Annotated in this window: 22 protein-coding genes; 11 read left to right on the plus strand and 11 right to left on the minus strand. The window is 43.8% G+C overall.

Features of this window, described 5'->3' with window-relative positions; all coding sequences use genetic code 11:
• Window positions 1–185 precede the first annotated feature (185 nt).
• The 3 genes from trmB to KQI87_RS16450 all read right to left on the minus strand — a co-directional run bounded on the left by trmB (window position 186) and on the right by KQI87_RS16450 (window position 2,214).
• Window positions 186–842: a tRNA (guanosine(46)-N7)-methyltransferase TrmB gene (trmB, locus tag KQI87_RS00665; RefSeq protein ID WP_117675644.1), complete on the minus strand. Its 657-nt coding sequence runs from the start codon at window positions 840–842 to the stop codon at window positions 186–188.
• Window positions 843–948: 106 nt separating this feature from the next.
• Window positions 949–2,046, minus strand: coding sequence for an amidohydrolase family protein (locus KQI87_RS00670; protein ID WP_256444775.1), 1,098 nt, complete (start codon window positions 2,044–2,046; stop codon window positions 949–951).
• Between the two features lie 9 nt (window positions 2,047–2,055).
• Window positions 2,056–2,214, minus strand: coding sequence for a hypothetical protein (locus tag KQI87_RS16450; RefSeq protein WP_253292296.1), 159 nt, complete (start codon window positions 2,212–2,214; stop codon window positions 2,056–2,058).
• 260 nt (window positions 2,215–2,474) lie between these two features.
• Here KQI87_RS16450 and KQI87_RS00675 point away from each other — a divergent pair, with 260 nt between their 5' ends.
• The 9 genes from KQI87_RS00675 (at window position 2,475) to KQI87_RS00715 (ending at window position 11,350) form a co-directional block, all read left to right on the plus strand.
• Window positions 2,475–2,786: a hypothetical protein gene (locus KQI87_RS00675; protein WP_117845343.1), complete on the plus strand. Its 312-nt coding sequence runs from the start codon at window positions 2,475–2,477 to the stop codon at window positions 2,784–2,786.
• A gap of 36 nt (window positions 2,787–2,822) precedes the next feature.
• Window positions 2,823–3,866, plus strand: coding sequence for a V0D/AC39 family V-type ATPase subunit (locus KQI87_RS00680; RefSeq protein WP_117845342.1), 1,044 nt, complete (start codon window positions 2,823–2,825; stop codon window positions 3,864–3,866).
• A gap of 155 nt (window positions 3,867–4,021) precedes the next feature.
• The gene (locus tag KQI87_RS00685) at window positions 4,022–5,962 is read left to right on the plus strand and encodes a V-type ATP synthase subunit I (RefSeq protein WP_118136285.1); all 1,941 of its coding nucleotides are present in this window, start codon (window positions 4,022–4,024) and stop codon (window positions 5,960–5,962) included.
• 135 nt (window positions 5,963–6,097) lie between these two features.
• Window positions 6,098–6,529, plus strand: a complete 432-nt coding sequence (locus KQI87_RS00690; protein WP_019163225.1) for an ATP synthase subunit C — start codon at window positions 6,098–6,100, stop codon at window positions 6,527–6,529.
• A 1-nt stretch (window position 6,530) separates the two neighbouring features.
• Window positions 6,531–6,839, plus strand: coding sequence for a V-type ATP synthase subunit F (locus KQI87_RS00695; protein ID WP_008705340.1), 309 nt, complete (start codon window positions 6,531–6,533; stop codon window positions 6,837–6,839).
• Window positions 6,840–6,851: 12 nt separating this feature from the next.
• Window positions 6,852–7,439, plus strand: coding sequence for a V-type ATP synthase subunit E (locus KQI87_RS00700; RefSeq protein WP_117675654.1), 588 nt, complete (start codon window positions 6,852–6,854; stop codon window positions 7,437–7,439).
• Window positions 7,432–9,204, plus strand: a complete 1,773-nt coding sequence (locus KQI87_RS00705; RefSeq protein ID WP_216458461.1) for a V-type ATP synthase subunit A — start codon at window positions 7,432–7,434, stop codon at window positions 9,202–9,204. The genes KQI87_RS00700 and KQI87_RS00705 overlap by 8 nt, the downstream gene beginning before the upstream one ends.
• Before the next feature lie 127 nt (window positions 9,205–9,331).
• Complete coding sequence (locus KQI87_RS00710; protein WP_216458462.1) at window positions 9,332–10,714, plus strand: V-type ATP synthase subunit B; 1,383 nt, start codon at window positions 9,332–9,334, stop codon at window positions 10,712–10,714.
• Window positions 10,715–10,732: 18 nt separating this feature from the next.
• Window positions 10,733–11,350 carry a V-type ATP synthase subunit D gene (locus KQI87_RS00715; RefSeq protein WP_117675657.1) on the plus strand — a complete coding sequence of 206 codons (618 nt, stop codon included), beginning with the start codon at window positions 10,733–10,735 and terminating at the stop codon, window positions 11,348–11,350.
• 803 nt (window positions 11,351–12,153) lie between these two features.
• Here the strand turns inward: KQI87_RS00715 and KQI87_RS00720 are convergent.
• Entirely contained in the window at window positions 12,154–12,879 is a 726-nt protein-coding gene (locus tag KQI87_RS00720; protein ID WP_216458463.1) for a C40 family peptidase, read from the minus strand.
• Between the two features lie 235 nt (window positions 12,880–13,114).
• Window positions 13,115–14,038 carry a thioredoxin-disulfide reductase gene (trxB, locus tag KQI87_RS00725; RefSeq protein WP_216458477.1) on the minus strand — a complete coding sequence of 308 codons (924 nt, stop codon included), beginning with the start codon at window positions 14,036–14,038 and terminating at the stop codon, window positions 13,115–13,117.
• Window positions 14,039–14,235: 197 nt separating this feature from the next.
• On the opposite strand from trxB, the gene KQI87_RS00730 reads away from it, so the two are divergent.
• Window positions 14,236–15,984 carry a DUF885 domain-containing protein gene (locus KQI87_RS00730; RefSeq protein WP_253292297.1) on the plus strand — a complete coding sequence of 583 codons (1,749 nt, stop codon included), beginning with the start codon at window positions 14,236–14,238 and terminating at the stop codon, window positions 15,982–15,984.
• 237 nt (window positions 15,985–16,221) lie between these two features.
• Here the strand turns inward: KQI87_RS00730 and KQI87_RS00735 are convergent, their stop codons facing one another.
• Window positions 16,222–16,659, minus strand: a complete 438-nt coding sequence (locus KQI87_RS00735) for a MarR family winged helix-turn-helix transcriptional regulator (protein WP_216458465.1) — start codon at window positions 16,657–16,659, stop codon at window positions 16,222–16,224.
• Between the two features lie 286 nt (window positions 16,660–16,945).
• On the opposite strand from KQI87_RS00735, the gene KQI87_RS00740 reads away from it, so the two are divergent.
• Complete coding sequence (locus tag KQI87_RS00740) at window positions 16,946–18,586, plus strand: CapA family protein (protein ID WP_216458466.1); 1,641 nt, start codon at window positions 16,946–16,948, stop codon at window positions 18,584–18,586.
• A 166-nt stretch (window positions 18,587–18,752) separates the two neighbouring features.
• Here the strand turns inward: KQI87_RS00740 and KQI87_RS00745 are convergent, their stop codons facing one another.
• The 5 genes from KQI87_RS00745 to KQI87_RS00765 all read right to left on the minus strand — a co-directional run.
• Window positions 18,753–19,526, minus strand: a complete 774-nt coding sequence (locus KQI87_RS00745) for a TatD family hydrolase (RefSeq protein WP_216458467.1) — start codon at window positions 19,524–19,526, stop codon at window positions 18,753–18,755.
• Between the two features lie 13 nt (window positions 19,527–19,539).
• Window positions 19,540–19,971 carry an MOSC domain-containing protein gene (locus tag KQI87_RS00750; protein WP_216458468.1) on the minus strand — a complete coding sequence of 144 codons (432 nt, stop codon included), beginning with the start codon at window positions 19,969–19,971 and terminating at the stop codon, window positions 19,540–19,542.
• Between the two features lie 256 nt (window positions 19,972–20,227).
• On the minus strand, window positions 20,228–20,716 hold the full coding sequence (locus KQI87_RS00755) for a MogA/MoaB family molybdenum cofactor biosynthesis protein (RefSeq protein WP_216458469.1): 489 nt from the start codon (window positions 20,714–20,716) through the stop codon (window positions 20,228–20,230).
• Between the two features lie 166 nt (window positions 20,717–20,882).
• A complete protein-coding gene (gene moaC, locus KQI87_RS00760) occupies window positions 20,883–21,359 on the minus strand; it encodes a cyclic pyranopterin monophosphate synthase MoaC (protein WP_216458470.1) in 477 nt (158 codons plus the stop codon).
• A 194-nt stretch (window positions 21,360–21,553) separates the two neighbouring features.
• A partial coding sequence (locus KQI87_RS00765) for a DUF5979 domain-containing protein (protein WP_216458471.1) occupies window positions 21,554–23,884 on the minus strand: 2,331 nt, incomplete at its 5' end.

Here is a 23,884-nt window from a genome sequence, read left to right on the forward strand (position 1 = left end):
CCCCTTGGATTTTCTTACACTATATTATGCAACGCAGGCTTCATATTCCAGTCACAGAAATACTACATCTGTAAAATATTGTATTCCTGTCCATTAGCTATCCAGCGAAACACCAAGACTTCAGACAGATATCCACAATCTGTTTTCACTACACATCTCTACACCAGGCTGAAACATAGCAAAAATTATCCCCTTGAGATCACCATCTTACAAATCGGATTCCCCATAGAGGAAAATTTCTCCTCATACTCTGTCATCACATTTCCCTGCACCATCTCTTCATTATGATGCAGATCAAAGGTATAGTTTTCCAGATTCCAGCCTGCCTCTTTCACTTCTTCCAGTGAAAACTCAAACAGGTCCCTGTTATCTGTCTTAAATTCCACCTTTCCGTCCTGCACCAGAATCTGGTCGTAACGCGCCAGGAATTCTCTTGATGTCAGACGGCGTTTTGCATGACGTGCTTTTGGCCATGGATCGGAAAAGTTCAGATAAATTTTATCCACCTCTCCCTTTTCAAAAATATCCGGCAGAAGTCTGGCATCTACTCTCATAAAGAATAAATTGGAATAAACCTCTCCGTTCTGCTCCAGCTCTTCTCTCTTCTGCAGCGCACGCAGAAGTACACTGTCATACATCTCGATTCCCACATAATTGATCTCCGGATGAAGACGCGCCAGGTCCATCAGAAAGCGTCCTTTTCCCATTCCTACTTCTATATGAAGCGGCTGCTTTTTCGCAAAAACCTCCGCCCAGTGTCCTTTCTTTGTCTGTGGCTCCTGCACCACATAAGGGCTCTCCAGAATCGCATCCTGTGCCCCAGGGATATTTCTTAATCTCATAGTCTCTCCTTATATATTTTATTAGTAAAACGTTAATCGTCCACCCTCTGTCTCTTTATATCAGACAATATAAACTATAGCAATTCCATCTCTATTTTCTTTGATATTACGGCAAAATTATCTCCTTGCCATCAATAAATCTTCCTATTATATTCCTGTCATCTCCCGCATAGCAGAATCTCTCCGCTCTTTCCTCCGGGCTCAGGGTAAAGCCTTCATCCTCCAGTCCGTCAAGCACCAGCGCATTAAACCGATAGCCTTTCTCCAGAGAACCTACTCTGTCAAATACGCTTCCGCCAGCCTTGGTTGCCATATGAAATGCCTGTGCAAACGTTATGCTTCCATTTCCTTCCGGTTCATAAAACTCTTTCAGTTTCGAAAGCTGTACTGCTCTTGCAACCTGTCTGTAAACAGCCGCATGCTGTCCGCCTCCGATATCACAGCCCATGGCGATCGGAACGCCTTTCTCACTTAATGCTTTCGCCGGCATAATTCCTGCTATAATATTGGTAGTTGCATCCGGGCAATGCACTGTTACGCTGCCAGCTTTGCGGATAATATCCAGATCTGCCTGAGATGGAAAAATATAATGTGCAAAAATAGACGGTCCATGTTCCAGCAGTCCATTTCTCTCATAAATCTCTGCATCCGAACCATAATCTGGAAATAATTCCAACGTCCATTTCACCTCTGCCTGAGATTCTACCAGATGAGTCTGCAATCCGCAATGATATTTTGCAGCCAGTTCGCCCAGTCCTTTCATTAACGGCTCAGAACAGGTCGGTGCAAATCTCGGTGTCAGAATCGGCTGCACAGTTCCTTTTCCCTGATGTTCTGCAAGGAAGCGCTCTGTCTCTTTCAGGGATTCTTCTGTCGTCTCACACAGATACTCAGGAGAATTCATGTCCATATTCACTTTACCCACATACGCATACATTCCCTTATCAGCCAGCGCCCTGAACAGGTAATCTGACGCATCATAATGAATCGTCGTAAAAAGACTCGCATGAAACGTTCCTTGTCTGAGCAGTTCTGTCACTACCTGATCATACACATTCTTTGCGTAATCCATGGATGCGAAACGGGCTTCCTGCGGAAATGTATAATCATTAAGCCAGTCAAAAAGCAGCTTGTCCATTCCGACTCCACGCTGCACAAACTGGGAAGCATGAATATGCAGGTCAGAGAATGCCGGTATGATCAGACCTCTGCCCTAATCTTTTACCTCCACTCCCTGAAATTTCTCAGGAAGAGTTTCATAAATTCCCTCAACGAAACCATCCTGCACTACCAGATAGCTGTCCTCAAATACTTTCAGTTTCTCTATACTTTCCGAATATAAAATATCTCCATGACATACAAAATCCGCCATTTTATCCCTCCTGAATTAATTATACATAAAACGTAACTGTGAATGCACTGAACAATTGCGATAAGTCATTATACCACACCCATTCACCCAATAACATCCATTTCCCCGCCTTGTTTAAAAAATAACAATTTTTTCCTCTCTAAAGAAAATTTAGATGGTTTTTTTCAACAAAAGGGTGTATTATATCTAACAGATATTACTATTTTGCACATAGTAAATCTGAATTTTTTGTAAAATTTTGACAACTAAGGAGGTTGAAGATGGAGCAGATACTTAACAAATTATCTGAAATCGAGCTTACAGCCCAACGCATCATGGAAGACTGCGACCGACAAAAGCAAGTGCTTTCTGAAGAAGCGGAAAAGAAATGTAAAGATTACGATGATCTGCTGGAATCTCAGACAAATGAACAGATTCTGAAGATCCGTCAGCAGCTTGAAGAAGAAAAAGACTCCCGACTATCGCAGTTACGGGCAGACACCGAGGCTACCTTTTCTTCTCTTGATGCCCAGTATGAGCAACAGCACACGCAGCTTTCCCGGGAACTATTTGAGAAAATTTTATCTATGTAATCAAATACAAAACATCAGGAAAGGAAGTGAGCAATAATGGGAGGCGTACTCTCCTACAGCGGACTTTCCACGAAAATCCGCGCAATGCAGAGCAGGCTCACTACCATGGAGCAGTTCGAGGAAATCCTCCAGCTCTCCAATGTCACACAGGTAGCTGCCTATCTGAAACGAATGCCGGAATATTCTTCCAAATGGGATGCACTGGATGAAAACACACTACACCGAGGCCAGATTGAGAAGCTTCTGAAGAAATCTATTTTCCAGAATTTCTCCAGAATCTATCACTTTGCAAATCTCGAACAGCGTAAGTTTCTGGATCTGTATTCCAAGCGATATGAGATTCGTGTGCTGAAAGAAGTTATGACAAATATTTTCGATCACCGCGACACAGACCCTGTTGATGTCTCTCCGTATCGTGACTTCTTCCGCCTGCATTCCAACATCGATGTAGACCGGATCACAGCCTGTTCCACCATGGAAGAACTGATCTCCTGCCTCAAAGGAAACGAGTTTTATATCCCGCTTTCGAAGATTCAGGAACACGAAACAGCGCTTCTTTTTGACTACGGTATGGCACTGGATCTGTACTATTTTACACAGATCTGGAACGTACGCAAGAAGCTGTTTAAAGGCAAGGATCTGGAAGAAATCACCCGTACCTACGGCGAGAAATTCGATATGCTGAACCTGCAGTTTATCCAACGTTCCAAACGATATTTCAACATGGATCCGGCAAGTATTTATGCGCTTCTGATCCCTATGAATTATAAATTAAAGAAAGAAGAGCTCACCGCTCTGGTAGAAGCTCCGACACCGGAAGATGCCAGAAGGATTTTCCAGAAAACATGGTACGGCACCAGATATGGGCAGCTTACTGTTGCCAATCTGGAGGAATTTTACAACTATATCCTCCGCAGTATCCTGGAAAAAGAAGCGCACAGGAATCCCTATTCTGTGGCAGTGATCTATTCCTACCTATATCATAAGGAACATGAAGTAAACCGCCTGACGATTGCTATTGAATGCGTCCGTTATGGCGTACAGCATGATGAAGCCATGCGTTATATATGTAATAACTGACATAACTCATGAGCTGATATCCACAAGCTTTATAATCTGCACATAATATTTTTTGCAGACTATAAAAACTATAGAATAATACAGCAGATTTCATACAAGTTATATATTCATATTATGTAAACTGTATTAAATACAACTAACCAGGAGGTGAATTTATGATTGAGAAAATGAAGTTTCTGAGCATTACCGGTCCGAAAACCGATATTGACAGAGTGGTAAACACCTACCTATGCAAGTACGAAATCCATCTGGAAAATGCCCTTTCCGAGCTGACTGCAGTGGAGAGTCTTTCTCCCTTTATGGAGATTAATCCATATAAAGAAGCACTCACTACTGCTAACAGCTTTTATGAGGAGCTGACGGATACAAAGCAGATTTCCGCCCGATCAATGAATACGGAAGAGGCATTAAATACCATCCGCCGGCTTCAGTCCGATTATCAGGAACTGAGCAATACCCGCGCGGATCTGGAGAGTCAGCTTGCAGCACTTGATGAATCTTTGCGAGTGATCAGACCATTCAGAAACATCAATTACAACCTCTCCTCAATCCTGAAATTCCAGTTCATCCACTTCCGTTTCGGAAGAATTGAGAAGGAATATTATCAGAAATTTGAGAAGTATATTTATGAGAATCTGGACACAATCTTTATCAAATGTGACGAAGATGACCAGTATATCTGGGGTGTATATTTCGTGCCGGAACATGAAGCACAGAAGGTCAAAGCTGTCTATTCTTCCATGCATTTCGAGCGGATTTATATGCCGGATACTTATGAAGGGACTGCCAAATCAGCATTCGAAGAACTCACCAAAAAACGCAGTGATGTAGCTGCCAGACTGGAGTCTGCGAACCAGAAAAAAGCTGATTTTCTCCAGCAGAATAAAGAAGATATCGCAGCATCCCGCAACGCGATCGCACAGCTTTCCGGCAACTTTGATGTGCGCAGACTTGCAGCATGTACCCATGGGGATAAGGATGTCTTCTATATTCTATGTGGATGGATGACTGAGAAAGATGCACATTCTTTTCAGACAGATATCAAGGATGACAGCCGTATCTTCTGCATTATTGATGGTGAAGAAGACGAGCATCTGAAACCTGGCGTGCACCAGCAGCCGCCGACCAAATTAAAGAATCCGAAGCTGTTCAAACCTTTTGAAATGTATATCAAAATGTATGGCCTTCCAGCCTACAATGAGATGGATCCGACATGGTTTGTGGCACTGACCTATTCCTTTATCTTCGGTGCAATGTTCGGTGATGTCGGACAGGGATTGTTGCTCTTTATCGGTGGTTTCCTGCTTTATAAATTTAAACATATCACACTGGCAGGTATCATCAGCTGCGCAGGTGTATTCTCCACATTCTTCGGATTTATGTTCGGAAGTATCTTCGGATTTGAAGATGTGATACCTGCCTTGTGGCTGCGTCCGATGAACAATATGATGTCTGTTCCGTTTATCGGAAAACTGAATACTGTATTTATCATTGCCATTGGTTTTGGTATGGGAATCATCCTTTTATGTATGGTATTTAACATCTTAAACGCATGGAAAGCCGGAGATATCGAGCATATCTGGTTCGATACAAACTCCGTAGCAGGTCTGGTATTCTACGGATCCGCAGTTGTTTCCATCGCACTGATCCTGACCGGTCATACACTTCCGGGAGGAATCGTACTGTTTATCATGTTTGGTGTGCCGCTGATCCTGATTTTCCTGAAAGAGCCTCTCACAGCCCTTATCGAGAAGAAATCAGAAGTTATGCCGAAGGAAAAAGGAATGTTCATTGTACAGGGACTTTTTGAAATGTTTGAAGTCCTGTTAAGCTACTTCTCCAATACCCTTTCCTTTGTCCGTATCGGAGCTTTCGCAGTCAGCCATGCAGCTATGATGGAAGTTGTCCTCATGCTCGCAGGCGCGGAAAGCGGAAATCTTAACTGGGTAGTGGTAGTCCTTGGAAACCTTTTTGTATGCGGTATGGAAGGTCTGATCGTAGGTATCCAGGTACTTCGTCTGGAATATTACGAAATGTTCAGCCGTTTCTACAAAGGTACGGGACGTAAATTTGAGCCATTCCGCTCCGTAAAATAAACAAAGAAAAAATATCAAAACGTATAATACTTTTCAGTCAAGCGGATATTCGCAATCCGCTTCGCTACTTGCTCATAACCGAATAACTGCTTCGCAGTTTATTCGGTTAAAATAAAACCAAGAGGAGATTTAATTATGACAACAATAGCACAGATTATTTTAGCAATCGCATTGGTACTCAGCATCATCCTTCCATTTGGATACTATCTCATTGGCGAGAAAAACCGCGGTCGTTACAAAACAGCCATCGGCGTAAACGCATTCTTCTTCTTTGGCACAATGCTCATCGCCATCGCCGTAATGTTCACAGGTGCTTCTTCTGTACAGGCTGCTGCCGGTTCTGAGGCAGGTCTTGCAACAGGTATGGGCTACATCGCAGCAGCCCTTGTAACCGGTCTTTCCTGTATCGGTGGTGGTATTGCCGTTGCCAGTGCGGCAAGCGCAGCTTTAGGCGCTATCAGCGAGGATCAGAGTATCCTTGGTAAATCCCTTATCTTCGTAGGTCTTGCAGAAGGTGTTGCCCTTTACGGACTGATCATCTCCTTCATGATCCTGGGACAGTTATAAGATGCAGATGTTTTTGATCAGCGACAATATCGATACCTACACAGGGATGAGACTGGCAGGTGTAGAGGGTGTAGTTGTTCACACACATGATGAATTAAAAGATGCTTTGCAGAAAGCCATCTCCAATAAAGAAATCGGAATCATACTCCTGACCGAGAAATTCGGCCGGGAGTTTCCTGAAATTATTGACGATGTCAAACTTCATCACAAAACCCCTCTGATCATCGAAATCCCCGACAGGCACGGTACTGGACGCAAACCGGATTTTATTACCTCATATGTAAATGAGGCGATTGGACTAAAACTATAGGCAGGTGTTAACATGACAATTGATGAAAAACTCAGCCATTTTTATGATATCACTGTAGAAGATGCCCGCGCGAAAGCTGCCGCCATTCTTGAAGAGCACAGACAGACTCTGGAAAAAATGACAGAAGAGCGCAAGGCCCTCAGTGAGGAAAATGCCCAGGCACAGATCAAAGCAGAAACCGCCAATGCAAGACGTGAAGTAAACAAGGCGCTTTCCGCAGAACAGCTCACGATCAAACGCGACTGGACCAAGAAACAGAATGATTTAAAAGAGAAAATCTTCTCTGAGGTAAAAGAACTTCTCAAATCCTTCACCAAAACTTCGGAATATGAAGATTATCTCAGTGAAAAGATCAAAGAGGCTCTGGACTTCGCCGAAAACGATGAAATCTCCATCTATCTTTCCCCGGAAGACAGCGCACTTTCAGAGAAGCTTCAACAGCGCACAGGCGCAGCCATCCAGCTCGCCAAAGACTCTTTCCTTGGCGGTATCCGCGCCACGATTCCTCACAAGAACATCCTGATCGATCACTCTTTTGCAGGAAATTTCGAGGCAGCATACAAAGAATTCAAGTTTGACGGAGGACCAGAACATGAGTAATACAGGTATTATCTACGGTGTCAATGGCCCCGTCATTTATCTAAAGGGCGACAACGGATTTAAAATCTCCGAGATGGTTTATGTAGGTCCGGAACATCTGGTAGGTGAGATCATTGGCCTGAAAAAAGGCATGACCACCGTACAGGTTTTCGAAGAAACTACAGGACTCAAACCAGGAGATACAGTTACAGGTACAGGAGATGCAATCTCTGTACTTCTCGGACCTGGAATCATTCACAACATCTTTGACGGTATCCAGCGTCCCCTGGAAGAAATTGCCAAAGCGTCAGGCAAATATATTTCCCGAGGTGTCAGTGTAGACTCCCTTGACACAGAAAAGAAGTGGAAAACACACATCACAGTAAAAGAAGGAGATGTCGTAGGACCTGGTTCTATCATCGCAGAAACCCAGGAAACCGATTCTATCCTTCATAAATCCATGGTACCTCCGAACCTCACAGAGGCTACCGTTATCCATGCAGCTCCTGACGGAGCATACACCATTCTGGAACCGATCGTAACCATTCAGTTCGCAGACGGAACTACCAAAGATCTGGCACTTGCACAGAAATGGCCGATCCGTATCCCGAGACCAACCCACAAACGTTTCCCTGCAAGTGTTCCGCTTGTCACAGGCCAGCGTATCCTGGATACCCTTTTCCCGATCGCAAAGGGCGGTACTGCCGCTGTTCCGGGAGGTTTCGGTACAGGTAAAACAATGACACAGCATCAGATCGCGAAATGGTCTGACGCAGACATCATCATCTACATTGGATGCGGAGAACGTGGAAACGAGATGACTCAGGTTCTGGAAGACTTCAGCAAGCTGATCGACCCGAAATCCGGAAACCTGATGATGGACAGAACCACACTGATCGCCAATACTTCCAACATGCCTGTTGCGGCACGTGAAGCTTCTATTTATACAGGTGTTACCCTTGCAGAATACTACCGTGACATGGGCTATGATGTAGCCATCATGGCAGACTCCACTTCCCGTTGGGCAGAAGCGCTTCGAGAACTGTCCGGACGTCTGGAAGAAATGCCTGCTGAGGAAGGTTTCCCTGCATATCTGGCATCCAAGCTGTCCGCATTCTATGAGCGTGCAGGAATGATGCAGAACCTAAACGGAACGGAAGGCTCTGTCTCCATTATCGGAGCAGTTTCCCCTCAGGGTGGTGACTTCTCAGAGCCTGTTACTCAGAATACCAAACGTTTCGTCCGCTGCTTCTGGGGACTGGACAAATCCCTTGCCTATGCCCGTCACTTCCCTGCCATCCACTGGCTCACCAGCTACAGTGAATATCTGGAAGACCTGACACCTTGGTACAGAGAACACGTTTCCCCGAAATTCGTGGCAGACAGAAATCAGCTCATGGCTATTCTGAACCAGGAGAGCTCCCTGATGGAGATCGTTAAACTGATCGGAAGCGACGTTCTTCCAGATGATCAGAAACTGACCCTGGAAATTGCCAGAGTTATCCGTCTGGGATTCCTCCAGCAGAACGCTTTCCACGCAGAAGATACCTGCGTGCCGATGGAAAAACAGTTCAAAATGATGGAAACGATCCTCTATCTCTACGAAAAATGCCGCGCACTCATCAACCGTGGAATGCCGGTTTCCGTACTGAAAGAGGGTAACAACATCTTTGAAAGAATCATTTCTATTAAATATGATGTAGCAAACAACCAGCTTGATAAATTCGACCAGTACATGCAGGACATTGATACTTTCTATAACAATATAATGGAAAAGAACGGCTGATGCCGTAATGATTGCTATCCATGACCGTTCTGAATTTATATGATCAGCCGGGTTCTTACGTGCAAGCACGACAAACCTGTCTGATCATATAAATTCGGCCATGGATAGTAACAGAGAGGAGAAGTTTATGGCAATTGAATATTTAGGCTTAAGCGAAATAAACGGACCTCTGGTGGTCCTGGAAGGCGTCAAGAATGCCTCCTATGAGGAAATCGTAGAATTCCACATGGATGACGGGACTCGCAAGATCGGCCGTATTATTGAGATTTATGAGGACAAAGCCGTTATCCAGGTTTTCGAAGGAACAGACAGCATGTCCTTAAGCAATACCCACACAAGACTGACCGGACATCTAATGGAGATCGGGCTTTCCCCTGAAATCCTTGGACGTACTTTCAACGGTATCGGCCAGCCGATCGATGGTCTGGGTGATATCACCCCGGAAGTTAAGTTAAACATCAACGGTCTGCCACTGAACCCGGTAGCTCGTGAATATCCACGAAACTATATCAACACCGGTATTTCCGCAATCGACGGACTGACCACCCTGATCCGTGGACAGAAACTTCCGATCTTTTCCGGAAACGGTCTTCCTCACGATAAACTGGCTGCACAGATCGTACAGCAGGCATCTCTGGGAGAGGATTCCGATGAGAAATTTGCCATTGTTTTCGCAGCAATGGGCGTGAAATACGATGTAGCAGAATTTTTCCGCCGTACTTTCGAGGAAAGCGGAGCTGCAGACCACGTAGTTATGTTCCTGAACCTTGCCAATGACCCGGTTGTTGAGCGTCTTCTTACCCCGAAGATCGCCCTCACTGCCGCAGAGTATCTCGCTTTTGAAAAAGGGATGCACATCCTGGTCATCCTGACAGATATCACTTCTTTCTGCGAGGCCATGCGAGAGGTTTCCTCCTCCAAAGGTGAGATCCCGTCCCGTAAAGGTTATCCGGGTTATCTGTACAGTGAACTTGCAACCCTGTACGAACGTGCAGGTATCGTAAAAGGCAAACCAGGTTCTGTAACTCAGATTCCGATCCTGACCATGCCAAACGATGACATCACCCACCCGATCCCTGACCTTACCGGTTACATCACCGAGGGTCAGATCGTACTGGACAGACAGCTTCACGGACAGGCAATCTACCCGCCGATCAACGTACTGCCGTCCCTTTCCCGTCTGATGAAAGACGGTATCGGTGAAGGCTACACCAGAGCTGATCATCAGGACGTAGCAAACCAGCTCTTCTCCTGCTATGCAAAAGTTGGAGATGCCAGAGCTCTTGCTTCCGTTATCGGTGAAGATGAGCTTTCCCCGCTGGATAAACGTTATCTGGTATTTGGTAAAGCTTTTGAGAGTGAATTTGTCGGTCAGTCCGAGACAGAGAACCGAAGCATCACCGAAACTCTTGATAAAGGCTGGGAGCTTCTGGGACTTCTTCCTAAGGAAGAACTTGACCGAATCGATACGAAGATCCTCGACAAGTACTATCACGAAACAGTACGCTAAAAGAAGCGAGGTGATTGAATGGATCCGAATACCTTCCCCACCAAGGGAAACCTGATACTTGCCAAGAACTCACTGAAACTTTCCCGCCAGGGCTATGAGCTGATGGACAAGAAGCGTAACATCCTGATCCGAGAGATGATGGATCTGATCGATCAGGCCAAAGATATCCAGACACAGATCGATGTGACTTTCCGTGCCGCCTATGCAGCATTGCAGAAGGCCAACATGGAGATCGGTATCGCCTTTGTCCAACAGATCGCGTGTACAGTTCCGATTGAGAACTCCATCCGCATCAAAACCCGAAGCGTTATGGGTACAGAAATTCCCCTTGTAGAATATGACAAAACAAGCAATACACCAACCTACGCTTATTACAGCACAAAGATGTCCCTGGACGAAGCCAAAGCCGCCTTTGAAAAGGTAAAAGAACTGTCCATCCGCCTGTCCATGGTGGAAAACGCAGCTATCCGCCTTGCAGCGAACATTAAAAAGACCCAGAAACGTGCCAACGCACTGAAGAATATCACCATTCCAAAGTACGAAGCACTGACCAAGGACATCCAGAATGCTCTGGAAGAGAAAGAACGTGAAGAGTTCACCCGTTTGAAAGTCATTAAACGAATGAAGCAGAAATAATCTTAAAAACAATATCGTAACTGTTCCGTACTTTCATAGTTAAGCGACTGCTGAATAGTTACTAAATATCAAAATATTTTAAGCAGTTAAATGGAGATTTTATCATCCATTTAGCTGCTTTTACTTTTTCCAGTCACAATATACGTTATGTGGAATGTGGATAACACTTGTGGAAAGTTATCCCCAGACAATTATATTTTGTGTATCTCTCATCCACATCTGGCTCTCCTATGTGGAAATTTCCGTCTACCCACGCCTGGATTCTTTTTTTATGTGTTGTTGTATATTTCGGCATAATATCTTTTATAATATTCTGATTATTTATCTGTATATTGCTATATTTTGTCTTTTGCAGATAATATTATATGTTTTTTAGAATATAAAAAAGTCAATAGATTTTGTTATTTTTTTATCCGGAAATGTCGATTTATCATTTTACACAAAACATTTGTTTCTTTTTCACTTATGTAAATCAAGTATTCCACACACATAAAATGTGGATAATGTGGATAACTTTGTGTATAACTTTAATTTACAGGCTTTTCCATACATCCGCTATGTGGATAGAGTGTGTACGACTTTATCCACTTTTCCCACCCTTCGACATTCTTTGTGCAATTTGTCGAATCCGATATTTTGGTATCTTTTCCTGTTGTAATATATATTTTATGTACTCAGAGTCAAACGGATAAAAACGTGAAACCATGCGTTAGGGTTTTTACTGCTTTTAGGTGTTTGGCAGTTGACTAACGAAAAACGCTCTGCTAACAAATAATAGTTAACAGAGCGTAAATCACTTTGCATTATTCCATAAACGTTCCGATCACTGCCGGCTGCTCATAATCATAATTGGAAATCTTAATTCCTGTAGCAGCACCACTTGCATGGATGATCTTACCATCACCAATATAAAGTGCCACATGATCCACATAACCATTTCCATAGAATACCAGATCACCAGGCTCAATCTGACTGATATCTTTCTTTGTAGAAGCAGCACACTGATCTGCTGCTACACGTGGAAGGCTGTAACCAAAGTTTGCAAATACAGACATTACAAATCCGGAACAGTCTGCACCATTTGTAAGGCTTGTTCCGCCGTATACATAAGGATTTCCCTCGAACTGCAGTGCAAAATCAACAACTGCCTGTCTCTTAGCCACACGCTGTGCCTCTGCCTCTTCTTCCGCTTTCTTTCTGGCATCTTCAACCGTCTGCTGGATAGCTTCCAGTGCTGCAGTTTTGTCCTGCTCTGCCTGTTCAGATGCTTTCTCTGCTTTCTCTACTCTGCGTTCTTCACGAATCTGAGCAGCCTCCTCTTCTTTCTCCACAAACTTCTGAGTCTCCTCTTCGGTCTGCTTCGCAAGGGCACTTGCCAGGGCGCTTACGCTTCCTGTTGCATCACTGCTCTCTGTTCCGTCTGTAAATATCTGCTCACCGTCATCAAACTGTGCCGCACTTACTCCCTGTGTCAGAACCATCGAAGAAACTGCTGCTGCCATTAAAATTGCTTTTATTTTATTACTCATTTACTGATCTACTCCTTATAACATACACATTATCATTTTCACTATCTGTAAAATAATATTTTCCAATGCGTAATTATTACATATTTGTTACATTTCGTTACGCATTTGTGTATGTTATCATAGGATCTATTTTTTGTCAAATGAAAAAAGTGTGAAGAACACTTTCACACTTTTCCATCAAGACCAGTTATTCGGTTATAAGCAATCAGCAAAACAGATAATTTTATCCTCTCTATCATCTCTGCCGGATCAGATAATTATGTGCCGAAGTTACCGCATTCGCTCCATCAGACACAGCAGTCACTACCTGGCGAAGCATCTTTGTACGGATATCTCCTGCTGCAAAAATACCCGGAGTCTGTGTAATTCCTTCTTCTCCCGCAATAATATATCCCGATTCATCAAGCTTTACCAGACCACTGAATTTCTCTGTATTTGGAATGATCCCCACAGCAATAAATACCCCATCTGTATTGATCACAGATTCTGTATTATCCTGTACATTTCGGATCCTCAGCCCGGTAACACACTCTTCTCCCTGAATTTCTACTGCCACACTGTTCCATATAACTTCTACATTTCCATCAGCAGTCAGGCTCTCCTGCAGGATCTCATCTGCCCGCAGTTCGTCGCGTCTGTGTACCAGATAAACTTTCTTACAGATCCTTGAAAGAAAGATCGCATCTTCAACGGCCATATTTCCGCCACCCACAACTACAGCTGTTTTATCCTTAAAAAAAGCACCGTCACAGGTAGCACAATAAGAAACACCCACTCCTGACAGTTCTTCTTCTCCCGGGATGCCCAGTCTGCGATGGCTGGCGCCACAGGCAAGGATCACAGTTCTGGCTCTGTACTCATTTTTCTTTGTGCGGATGATCTTCTCCTCACCAGCATCCTCTACAGCCAGAACATTCTCCCTCACTGGTTCTATTCCAAGCTTCGCAGCATGTTCTCCCATTGCCTCACCCAGATCCATTCCGCTGATTCCCGGAAGTCCCGGATAATTATCCACTTCATAAGTATTCAGTATCTGTCCGCCTTGAGCAAACTGCTTGTCCAGCCATAATGTATTCATCTTTGCTCTGGCAGCATAGATTGCCGCACTGATCCCCGCCGGACCTGCCCCCAGGATTGCTATATCATAAACCTCTGACATCATTTGTACCTCCATTTCTTCTGTTTTCAGTCATATAAATAAAAACGTTACTGTTCACTCCGTGCTCAGTAACACAAAAACAGCTCCTTCACAGTCTGGTTCTACATATTTTTTATTTGTAACTATGATAGCATACTCCACCCTCTTTTCCAATAAAATAGTAAAAAGCACCTCCCGAGGTGGATATGCGTATTCATATGAGCATCCCAAAAAGAATCCTGGCCCTCTGTCTGGTCTTTGCCGCCGGTATCGGAATGGGTTCCCTGTCCGGTCATTTCATTTCAGAAAATTCCCGTTTTGAAACATTTACAGAAAAATTATTCCAGTCAGAAGTAACCAGCAACACATTGACCCTCCACTACACCCTCACCCATCCTGAGAAAAAAGGCATCAAGAAGCCTGAAGTTACTCTCGGCACTGCTCTCTCAGATCCTGACAAAACAACCAGTCTCTGTCAGGAATATGAAAACAAACTGAAATCCTTCGCCTACTCGAAGCTCTCTCATGAAAACCAGCTTACCTGTGATATGCTTCTTCTGTATTTCCACACCCGCGCCGCCCTTGGAAAAAACAGTATTCTGGATGAGCCGCTGGGTCCGAGCCTTGGTGTACAGGCACAGCTTCCTGTCCTGCTGGCAGAATATTCTTTTCACTCAAGGGAAGATATTTCTGACTACCTGAAACTCCTGGGCGCAATAAAACCATATTTTCAGAGTATCCTGAAGCTGGAAAAACAGAAATCCCAGGCAGGACTTTTCATGAGTGACACCACTCTCGACCGCATTCTGAAACAATGCCGCTCATTTATCGCAGAACCCGATTCCAACTACATGGACGACATTTTTGCTCAGAAATTAAAGACTTTCTCTACCCCGGTTCTTAGCACCCAGGACCAGCAGAAACTCTGTACATATCATCATAAGTTAATTCTCACTGAAGTGATCCCTGCCTATCAGGAACTGGCAGACGGACTGGAACAGCTCCGTGGAACTGGAAAAAGCAGCCGTGGGCTGGCTTTTTTTGATGGGGGACGGGAATATTATCTCTATCTGCTCAGAAGCCAGACAGGAACCTATGTACCAGTTAAACGAATTGAACAGCGCCTGTCTGCACAACTTCTGTCTGATTATGAGCAGATACGCTCTCTGCTGAAAAAAGACCCACAACTGCTTTCTGACCTTCCCGCATATTCCAATGAACTGACTCTAACCCCGACACAGATGCTGGAAAAATTGCCAAAACTTATGGCGAAAGATTTTCCACAACTGGAAAAGGTCACTTATGAACTCCGCTCCGTTCATCCATCCATAAAAAGCTTCCTAAGTCCTGCCTTTTATCTCACACCGCCAACTGATACTCAGAATCCAAATATAATCTATATTAATGATTCCGGGCGGACCACCAGCCTGGAACTCTTTGGAACCCTTGCACATGAAGGATTTCCCGGTCATCTGTATCAGACTGTTTTCTTTGGCAGAACCAGTCCTTCTGATATCCGATATCTGGTTACTTCTTCCGGCTATGTGGAAGGCTGGGCTACCTATGTGGAGTCCTATGGGTATGAATATGCCGCCGCCCTTATGAAAGACTCTGCTGCCGCCGGAAATGCCGTTCGCCTTGCCTGGTTAAATCGCAGTATGAATCTATGTATCTACTCCCTGATCGACATCGGTATCCACTATCGCGGCTGGGACAGTGCCCGTACTGCTGCCTTTCTCAAAGCATTTGGCATTACCAGTGCTTCCACTGCCGGGGAAATCTATCAGTACATCGTAGAAACTCCCGGAAATTATCTGAAATACTACTGGGGATACCTGAACTTCCTTGACCTGAAAACCGCCTGCCAGAAAAAACTGGGGAATGACTTTAATCTGAAGGATTTTCACCGCAAAATTCTGGAAATCGGTCCTGTGCAATTTCCGGTGCTGGAAAAATATATGAAATAAATTGGGGCTTTTATCGCCGTTAGAGCGCAGACACGATATGCAAAAAGGCAGGGGTGATTATCTCACCCCTGCCTTTTTCATTTAAGCAGATAAAAGCATCCGCTTCGCTATGCGGCTCTATGCCGAATAACTGCTCCGCAGTTCGGTTAAACATTTTCATATAGCACAGAAACCTGATTTATCAGCTACAATAACGAATAACGCTCCTGTAGTCTTATCTTCAAAGTTTCACCATTTCTACTGATAAGATCTGAAAAATGTCTCCAGTTTCGTCAGTGCTGTTGTCAGCGCCTCTGTTTCTTCTACGTTCAATCCCTTCAACACTGCCAGCACCATTTTCTCATGGAAATTTTTGTGATGATGGTATGCTCTCTCTCCCAGTTCTGTCAATGATATCAGCACCACTCGTCTGTCCTCCTGGCTTCGCATACGCTGGATATATCCCTTCTTTACCAGATTATTCACTGCAATTGTCAACGTACCCACAGTTACATTCAATGCCCTGGCTACTGTTGACATATTCTTCTGCTCCCGGATACCTACCGCATCAATAATGTGCATATCATTGACTGAAATATTCTTATATTCTCCCGTAATCAGCGCTCTCTCTTCCAGGTCCAGAATCTCATTAAATAAATTAACCAGCACATCATTAATCGCCTCATAATGGTTCATCCGGCTACCTCCCTCTTATTTCCTTCTATCAACGGAGATCAGTTCCTGTTCTCTCTAATCCCTGCTGCTAATTTCTGACTCCCGTATTTCTTTTATTATACACTAAATTACTTTGCCCCACAAAGCATTTTTGAAAGGTTTTGAAAGAATTTCTCTCTTAATCTTTCTTTGAACCTTGAAATTTGTTATAATGAACAGATAATAAAAAATCTTTCAGAATAGCAGAATATAAAGATATCAAAATTTCCGCTGTTCTGCACAGCTATATTTTAAAAGGATTAACAATATGAAAAAAAATAATATCCCGCTTAATTTTCGGGAAAAGATCAATTCACGCATCAGTCTTCTGTGCTCTGTTGTGGCTCTGATCATACTGGTTGTGATCATCCATCAGCTTGATTACACATTGATCAGCAAACCGCAGAAAGAAGCTGTCGAAGCAGCGGCACTCGAAGAACAGAAAGCAAAAGAAGCAGCTGAAACACCAGAAATTACCACTGCAAGTGTAATTGCTGTTGGCGACAATCTATATCACAGTAAATTGTATGAATCCGGTGAATATGATTCCGGTGTATGGAATTATGATCATATTTATACACACGTTCTGGATCAGATCCAAGCGGCAGATGTAGCCATGATCGATCAGGAAACGGTTTTTGCTCCCAGTCATGATGCAGTCAGCAGTTACCCTTCTTTTGCCACACCCCAGGAAGTAGGAGATGCTATTATCAAAGCAGGGTTTAATGTAGTGGAATCCGCTACCAACCACGCAGATGATTATGGCTATGACTATCTGAAAAGCACTCTGGATTTCTGGAGTACAAACTATCCTGACATTCCCGTACTTGGCATCCATGCAACCCAGGAAGATGCAGATACTGTAAAGACAAAAGAAGTTAACGGAATCAAGATTGCGTTTCTCGATTATACATATGGTACAAACAATTCCGGATTAGGTGACGGCTACGATTATATGCTGGATATCTTTGACAAAGATAAAATCACTGCCATGATCCAGAAAGCCAAACAGGTCAGCGACTGTATTATCTTCGTAGCACACTGGGGTACTGAAGACGAAACTATGCCAAATGAATTTGAGAAACAGTGGGCCGCATTTCTGATGCAGCAGGGTGTGGATGTGATCATCGGAGGACACCCGCATGTGCTTCAGCCTTATGGACAGCTCTCGGATGATCAGGGACACAGCACTACTGTTTTTTATTCCCTTGGAAATTTCGTTTCCACTCAACAGGAGCTCCCGGAACTTCTGGAAGGAATGGCAAGCTTCACTATCCAAAAATCAACTTTGAACGGCAAATCGACCATCCAGATTCTTTCTCCGGAAGTGAAGCCTATGGTTATGCATTATAACCACGACAGCGGCGAATATGGGCCATATATGCTGGATGATTATACTGAGGAACTTGCTGCTTCTCACAGTGTACGAAATCTGATCGGTGATGAATTCACCCTTGAGAATCTGAAAGCTAAATTCAAAGAGATCATGTCCATGAATGTCAAGCCTTCTACCAACACAAACCTGTTGAATGTCAAATTTGACTGGGAAGGAAACATGATCGACAAGACCACCGGAAATGTGGTTGAAGATACGGAATCCATTCACTCCTGGGAATATCTGGCATCTGTATCAGACGGTTCCTCTGATTCTTCTGATTCAACAGGAAACTCAGATGGAAACAGTAGCAGCGACAGCAGTGATTCTGGTGACAGCAGTTATGACGGCACCAGCTATGATAATGGTGACAGTAGTTATGATAGCTCCGGCTATGACAGTAGTTATGATGACAGTTATGATAGCGGTTACGACAACTATGACAACAGTTATGATAGCAGTTACGATAATGACGACAGCAACTATGATGAAAGCTACGATAATTACGACGATAGCTATGACAGCGGATATTAAGAAACAAAAAAAGATGTTGATCGCACTTCTGGTCAACATCTTTTTTGCGTATAACTTTACATGAATAACTTTCATCATATTTTTTATATTGTTATTATTCATGTTATGTTCTGTAATGCTCTTTGCGGAATCTTATCTTTAAGCCTTATATTGTCCCCTGACTTTATCAGATCCCCAGAAGTTTCTCGGCATTCTGCTTCGTCACTTCAATAACTTCTTCTGCTGTAATTCCTTTTAAGTCTGCAATTGCCTGTGCCACATATGGCAGATTCAGAGAAGAGTTTCTCTTTCCTCTGTTCGGCTCCGGAGACAGATATGGACTGTCTGTTTCCAGCACAAGCTGGGATAACGGTGCATACTGAACCGCTTCTTTCAGCTTTCTTGCATTCTTAAATGTAACAACACCGCCAATTCCCAAATACAGTCCCATCTTCAGATACTCTGCTGCAAGCTCCTTACTGTATGAAAAACAATGAATGATACCACCATACATGCCGCCCTGCATATACTCCCGGACGATATTAAGTGTATCCTCCGCTGCCTCTCTGCTGTGGATCATGAACGGAAGTTTCTCCTCTCTGGCAATATCCATCTGAGCCCGGAACATCTTCTGCTGAATCTGATGCTCTGCTTCTTCCTTATGCCAGTAATAATCCAGACCGATCTCACCGATTGCAACCATTTTATCCATGTGAGAAATTCTGCGGATCTCATCCAGAGTCTCCTGTGTCATCTTGTCTGCATCATCCGGATGAACTCCTACTGCTCCATATATAAACGGATATTTCTCAACCAGTTTCACAGTGTCTTCAAGCTCATCGATAGCTGCACAGACATTTACAATCTTCTCAATTCCGCCCTCATACATAGACGCAAGAAGTTCTTCTCTGTCTGTATCAAAGCCGTCAGCGTCATAATGTGCATGTGTATCAATAATCATTCTTTCATTCTCCTCATATGACAATTTCCAGTTCATCTCCCGGGCGGATTACTCCGCCATGCAGAACTTTCGTAAAAACGCCCTGCTTCGGCATGATGCACTCTCCCATTTTCTTGAAGATCGCACATCCGCTGTGACATTCCTTGCCAATCTGAGTCAGTTCCAGAACTACGTCATTGCATTTGAATTTCGTACCGATCGGGAGTGTTGCAAAATCAATTCCCTGAACCACCAGGTTCTCTCCAAATGCACCATCCTCCACTTCCGCACCTCTGGCACGGAATTCTTCAATCTTGTCAAAAGAAAGCAGGCTTACCTGGCGATGCCATTTTCCTGCATGCGCATCTCCCTCAATGCCCCAGTCCTCAACAATCTCAATCTCCGGAACGCTTGTCTTCTGTATTCCTTTCCTGTCACTTGTACAGACTGCAATTACTTTTCCCATAAAACTATCCCTTTTACCTTCCTGATTTTATTTTCGTACTTATTCTTCTGTTTATCGCCGTCAAATTTTGTTTCGTACCTGTTCTTCCGCTTATCGCCGTCAAACTTCGTTTCGTACTTACTCTTTCGCTTATCGCCGTCAAACTTTTTTCGTACTTGCTCTTTCGCTTATCGCCGTCAAACTTTTTTCGTACTTGTTCTTTCGGCTATCTCCGTCAAACTTTTTTCGTACTTGCTCTTCCGTTTATCTCCGTCAACTATCTCGCACAGTTTCCAGCTTCACCAGTCATAATCTCTATGCCATGTCCAAGTGCATCAATAATATATTCCAGACTCTCTTTTACAGCCTTAGGACTTCCCGGCAGATTAATAATCAGCGTTTTTTTACGGATACCAGCTGTTGCACGGCTAAGCATAGCACGTTTAGTAATCGTCATACTGTATGCACGCATTGCCTCAGGAATTCCCGGTACACGTCTGTCAATGATATCTTCTGTTGCCTCTGGCATAATATCTCGTGGAGAAAAACCAGTTCCACCTGTAGTCAGAATCAATTCTGCCTCTCCCTTATCTGCAATCTCTGCCATTCTCTCTGACAGCATCTTTCTGTCATCCGGCAGAATATCCGCAGATACCACTTCATATCCATTCTTCTCAACGATCTCACGGATTGCCGGACCACTTAAATCCTCACGTTCTCCACGATATCCAGTATCGCTGGATGTAATAATCGCTACTCTTTTCATATTGTAAAACCCTCCATAAATTATAGCATCCAGAAAAAGTTTTTTTGACTGTTATTCTGCCGCAGTATCCTATACTGGAACATCTTCCAATATATACAGAAAACAGCCATTCTTTTCTTTCTATTTATTATACACTTTTATTTGCTTTTACCCAACAAATATTTTGTCAAAATCGGAAATCTCCACTTTTACCGCCTGTCTTCTCAACCAGATGCACATTGGACATTACCATATGCTTATCAATCGCCTTACACATATCATAAATTGTCAGAAGAGTCACCTGAACTCCTGTCAGCGCCTCCATTTCCACGCCGGTTTTTCCCTCTGTCTTAACTGTACAAAAAGCCCGGATAATTCCATTTGCCTCATCCAGTTCATAATCTACAGAACACTTCTGGATTGGAAGTGGATGACACATCGGAATCAGCTCAGAAGTCCTCTTCACACCCATAATGCCCGCTACACGCGCAACGCCAAGAACATCTCCCTTCTTCACGGAACCTTCCTTCACAGCAGCCATAATAGCCTCTCCTACATGAATCTCTCCTGTAGCAATCGCCGTTCTATAGGTAACACTCTTCCCGGAAACATCCACCATAACTGCATTTCCATTCTCATCAAAATGATTAAAACCCTGTAACATGATTAAAAATCCCCCTGTTTAAATTTATTATGTGAAAATGTCATATCATTAATAATACCACATAACTCAGACAAGATATAGACAAAAAGTTCCTGCAATTCGAGAGTGCAATTCGAGCGCTATCTATTATAATGCATTTCCACGTAAAAAGAGCTACGCACTATAAAGTGTGTAGCCCTTTTCAAATTTACATATTATTTCTTACGGCGTTTAAAGAATACCGCTGCTCCGGCAATTACGGCCGCTGCTGCAAATAATCCTACAAACATTCCGATCGGTGTGCTGTCGCCTGTCTTGACGGCAGATTTCGTTGTAGATCCACTCTGTGTAACCGGAGTGTTCGGTGTCGTAGTAGTTGGTGTTGGTGTAACTTCCGGTGTATTCTCAGAGTTTGTAATTACTACATCTGCACTGATATTGTCATCATCAAAAGTTACCTGCATATTATCTACGCTGACATCATACTTAAAACTTGCTGCTCCGGCAACCGGATTTCCTTTGGAATCTACCTCTGTTACATATAAGGTAATAGAGCCGCTTTCCGGAATAGAAACCTTAACCTGTGAAGTTACCTCTGAACCACCTGCCAGATCCAACGGTACGATGTTATCAGAAACGTCTGGAGAAAGCTGTGTGAAATCTGCGTCTGAGAAAATTCCTGCATAGAAAATCTCACTGCTGTTCTTAGCTTTTCCATCGCCGCCTACCAGCTTCTTGGTGATGTTCAGTTCACCTTCTTTGTAGTAACCATCCGGAACCTTTTCAAACTGATTATCAAAGTATATGGTCTTACTTCCATCATTATTTGTAACTTCTACTGTATTTCCATCAGAGAAATCTACCGTGTATAAAGTTCCGTCTGCATTTACATTTGCAAGGTAGCTTGTTCCATCTGCCTCGCACTCACCTACATAATAGGTCTGGCCTTTTTTCAGTCCTGTAAATGTTACAGTAGAAACAGATGCATTCTTATAATTAAGAGCCATTACATCTGAAACTCTCTGTGTACAGTCAGGATCTGAATAAAGCGCAACATAATATGTAGCATCCGGTGCTCCAATAACCTGTCCATCAACTGTTACCAGTCTCTTGGTTACAGATACGGAAACTGTCTTGTCTACTGTCTTCTCATCTTTTACAAGAAGATCGTCACCACTGATTGATGTTGTCGTGTTTGCTGTGTTGATTGTTCCGTCTTCATTCAGTTCGAATGTTGTATCTGCCGCAACATCATAGCCTTTCGGTGCTTTTGTCTCACGAAGAGTATAAGTAACTCCCGGTTTGAGACCTGTGATCTTGTGAGCATTCTTTGTAGAATCCCATTCAGCTACTACATTTCCATCCGGGTCAATAACCATGAGGTGGGCGCCGCCGAGTACTTTGTATGTTTCGGCATCTACCTTGCTGATCTTGACATCAACTGAAGTTTTTGTATAGGTATTTGTAACTGCTGCAATTGCTTGGCTATCTTTTCTTATTGTCACCTTTCCAGTTCCTGTTACTGCAAGTCCGTATCCGCTGATTCCGGCTTCTTCTGTCTTTTCGTTTACTGTATATTCTCCTACCGGCAGGTCCTTGATCGTTACGGTCTCTTCTGCCTTGACTTCCACTACTGTTTCTGTATCAGATGCACTTCCATCCTTGCTGTAGTATTTTCCATCTGGTCCCTGTACCGTAAACTTAAAGCTCTTTCCCTTTACATCAGTTCCGATTACCTTCTTGCTTATGCTCAGGTCTCCCTTGTCCTTGCTGTAGGTGTTTGTCACTGCCGCTGTCGCTGCTGTTCCCTTGCTCACTGTCACCTTTCCGGTTCCTGTTACTGCAAGTCCGTATCCGCTGATTCCGGCTTCTTCTGTCTTTTCGTTTACTGTATATTCTCCTACCGGCAGGTCCTTGATCGTTACAGTCTCTTCTGCCTTGACTTCCACTACTGTTTCTGTATCAGATGCACTTCCATCCTTGCTGTAGTATTTTCCATCTGGTCCCTGTACCGTAAACTTAAAGTTCTTTCCCTTTACATCAGTTCCGGTTACCTTCTTGCTTATGCTCAGGTCTCCCCTGTCCTTGCTGTAGGTGTTTGTCACTGCCGCTGTCGCTGTTGTTCCCTTGCTCACTGTCACCTTTCCGGTTCCTGTTACTGCAAGTCCGTATCCGCTGATTCCGGCTTCTTCTGTCTTTTCGTTTACTGTGTATTCTCCTACCGGCAGGTCCTTGATCGTTACAGTCTCTTCTGCCTTGACTTCCACTACTGTTTCTGTATCAGATGCGGCTCCGTCTTTGTCATAGTACTTTCCGTTCGGTCCCTGTACCGTAAACTTAAAGTTCTTTCCTTCCGCACTGACTCCTTCCACCTTCTTGCTTACGCTCAGGTCTCCCTTGTCCTTGCTGTAGGTGTTTGTCACTGCCGCTGTCGCTGTTGTTCCCTTGCTCACTGTCACCTTTCCGGTTCCTGTTACTGCAAGTCCGTATCCGCTGATTCCGGCTTCTTCTGTTTTTTCGTTTACTGTATATTCTCCAACCGGCAG

Origin of the sequence: Blautia sp. MSJ-9, assembly GCF_018919065.1 — a bacterium.
GTDB lineage: Bacteria > Bacillota > Clostridia > Lachnospirales > Lachnospiraceae > Blautia_A.

What these genes read in the sequence shown, in the direction of transcription:
- trmB (WP_117675644.1), bottom strand. Translation starts at nt 842, where the DNA reads ATGAGATTAAGAAATATCCCTGGGGCACAGGATGCGATTCTGGAGAGC.
- KQI87_RS16450 (WP_253292296.1), bottom strand. Translation starts at nt 2,214, where the DNA reads ATGGCGGATTTTGTATGTCATGGAGATATTTTATATTCGGAAAGTATA.
- KQI87_RS00675 (WP_117845343.1), top strand. Translation starts at nt 2,475, where the DNA reads ATGGAGCAGATACTTAACAAATTATCTGAAATCGAGCTTACAGCCCAA.
- KQI87_RS00680 (WP_117845342.1), top strand. Translation starts at nt 2,823, where the DNA reads ATGGGAGGCGTACTCTCCTACAGCGGACTTTCCACGAAAATCCGCGCA.
- KQI87_RS00685 (WP_118136285.1), top strand. Translation starts at nt 4,022, where the DNA reads ATGATTGAGAAAATGAAGTTTCTGAGCATTACCGGTCCGAAAACCGAT.
- KQI87_RS00690 (WP_019163225.1), top strand. Translation starts at nt 6,098, where the DNA reads ATGACAACAATAGCACAGATTATTTTAGCAATCGCATTGGTACTCAGC.
- KQI87_RS00695 (WP_008705340.1), top strand. Translation starts at nt 6,531, where the DNA reads ATGCAGATGTTTTTGATCAGCGACAATATCGATACCTACACAGGGATG.
- KQI87_RS00700 (WP_117675654.1), top strand. Translation starts at nt 6,852, where the DNA reads ATGACAATTGATGAAAAACTCAGCCATTTTTATGATATCACTGTAGAA.
- KQI87_RS00705 (WP_216458461.1), top strand. Translation starts at nt 7,432, where the DNA reads ATGAGTAATACAGGTATTATCTACGGTGTCAATGGCCCCGTCATTTAT.
- KQI87_RS00710 (WP_216458462.1), top strand. Translation starts at nt 9,332, where the DNA reads ATGGCAATTGAATATTTAGGCTTAAGCGAAATAAACGGACCTCTGGTG.
- KQI87_RS00715 (WP_117675657.1), top strand. Translation starts at nt 10,733, where the DNA reads ATGGATCCGAATACCTTCCCCACCAAGGGAAACCTGATACTTGCCAAG.
- KQI87_RS00720 (WP_216458463.1), bottom strand. Translation starts at nt 12,879, where the DNA reads ATGAGTAATAAAATAAAAGCAATTTTAATGGCAGCAGCAGTTTCTTCG.
- trxB (WP_216458477.1), bottom strand. Translation starts at nt 14,038, where the DNA reads ATGTCAGAGGTTTATGATATAGCAATCCTGGGGGCAGGTCCGGCGGGG.
- KQI87_RS00730 (WP_253292297.1), top strand. Translation starts at nt 14,236, where the DNA reads ATGAGCATCCCAAAAAGAATCCTGGCCCTCTGTCTGGTCTTTGCCGCC.
- KQI87_RS00735 (WP_216458465.1), bottom strand. Translation starts at nt 16,659, where the DNA reads ATGAACCATTATGAGGCGATTAATGATGTGCTGGTTAATTTATTTAAT.
- KQI87_RS00740 (WP_216458466.1), top strand. Translation starts at nt 16,946, where the DNA reads ATGAAAAAAAATAATATCCCGCTTAATTTTCGGGAAAAGATCAATTCA.
- KQI87_RS00745 (WP_216458467.1), bottom strand. Translation starts at nt 19,526, where the DNA reads ATGATTATTGATACACATGCACATTATGACGCTGACGGCTTTGATACA.
- KQI87_RS00750 (WP_216458468.1), bottom strand. Translation starts at nt 19,971, where the DNA reads ATGGGAAAAGTAATTGCAGTCTGTACAAGTGACAGGAAAGGAATACAG.
- KQI87_RS00755 (WP_216458469.1), bottom strand. Translation starts at nt 20,716, where the DNA reads ATGAAAAGAGTAGCGATTATTACATCCAGCGATACTGGATATCGTGGA.
- moaC (WP_216458470.1), bottom strand. Translation starts at nt 21,359, where the DNA reads ATGTTACAGGGTTTTAATCATTTTGATGAGAATGGAAATGCAGTTATG.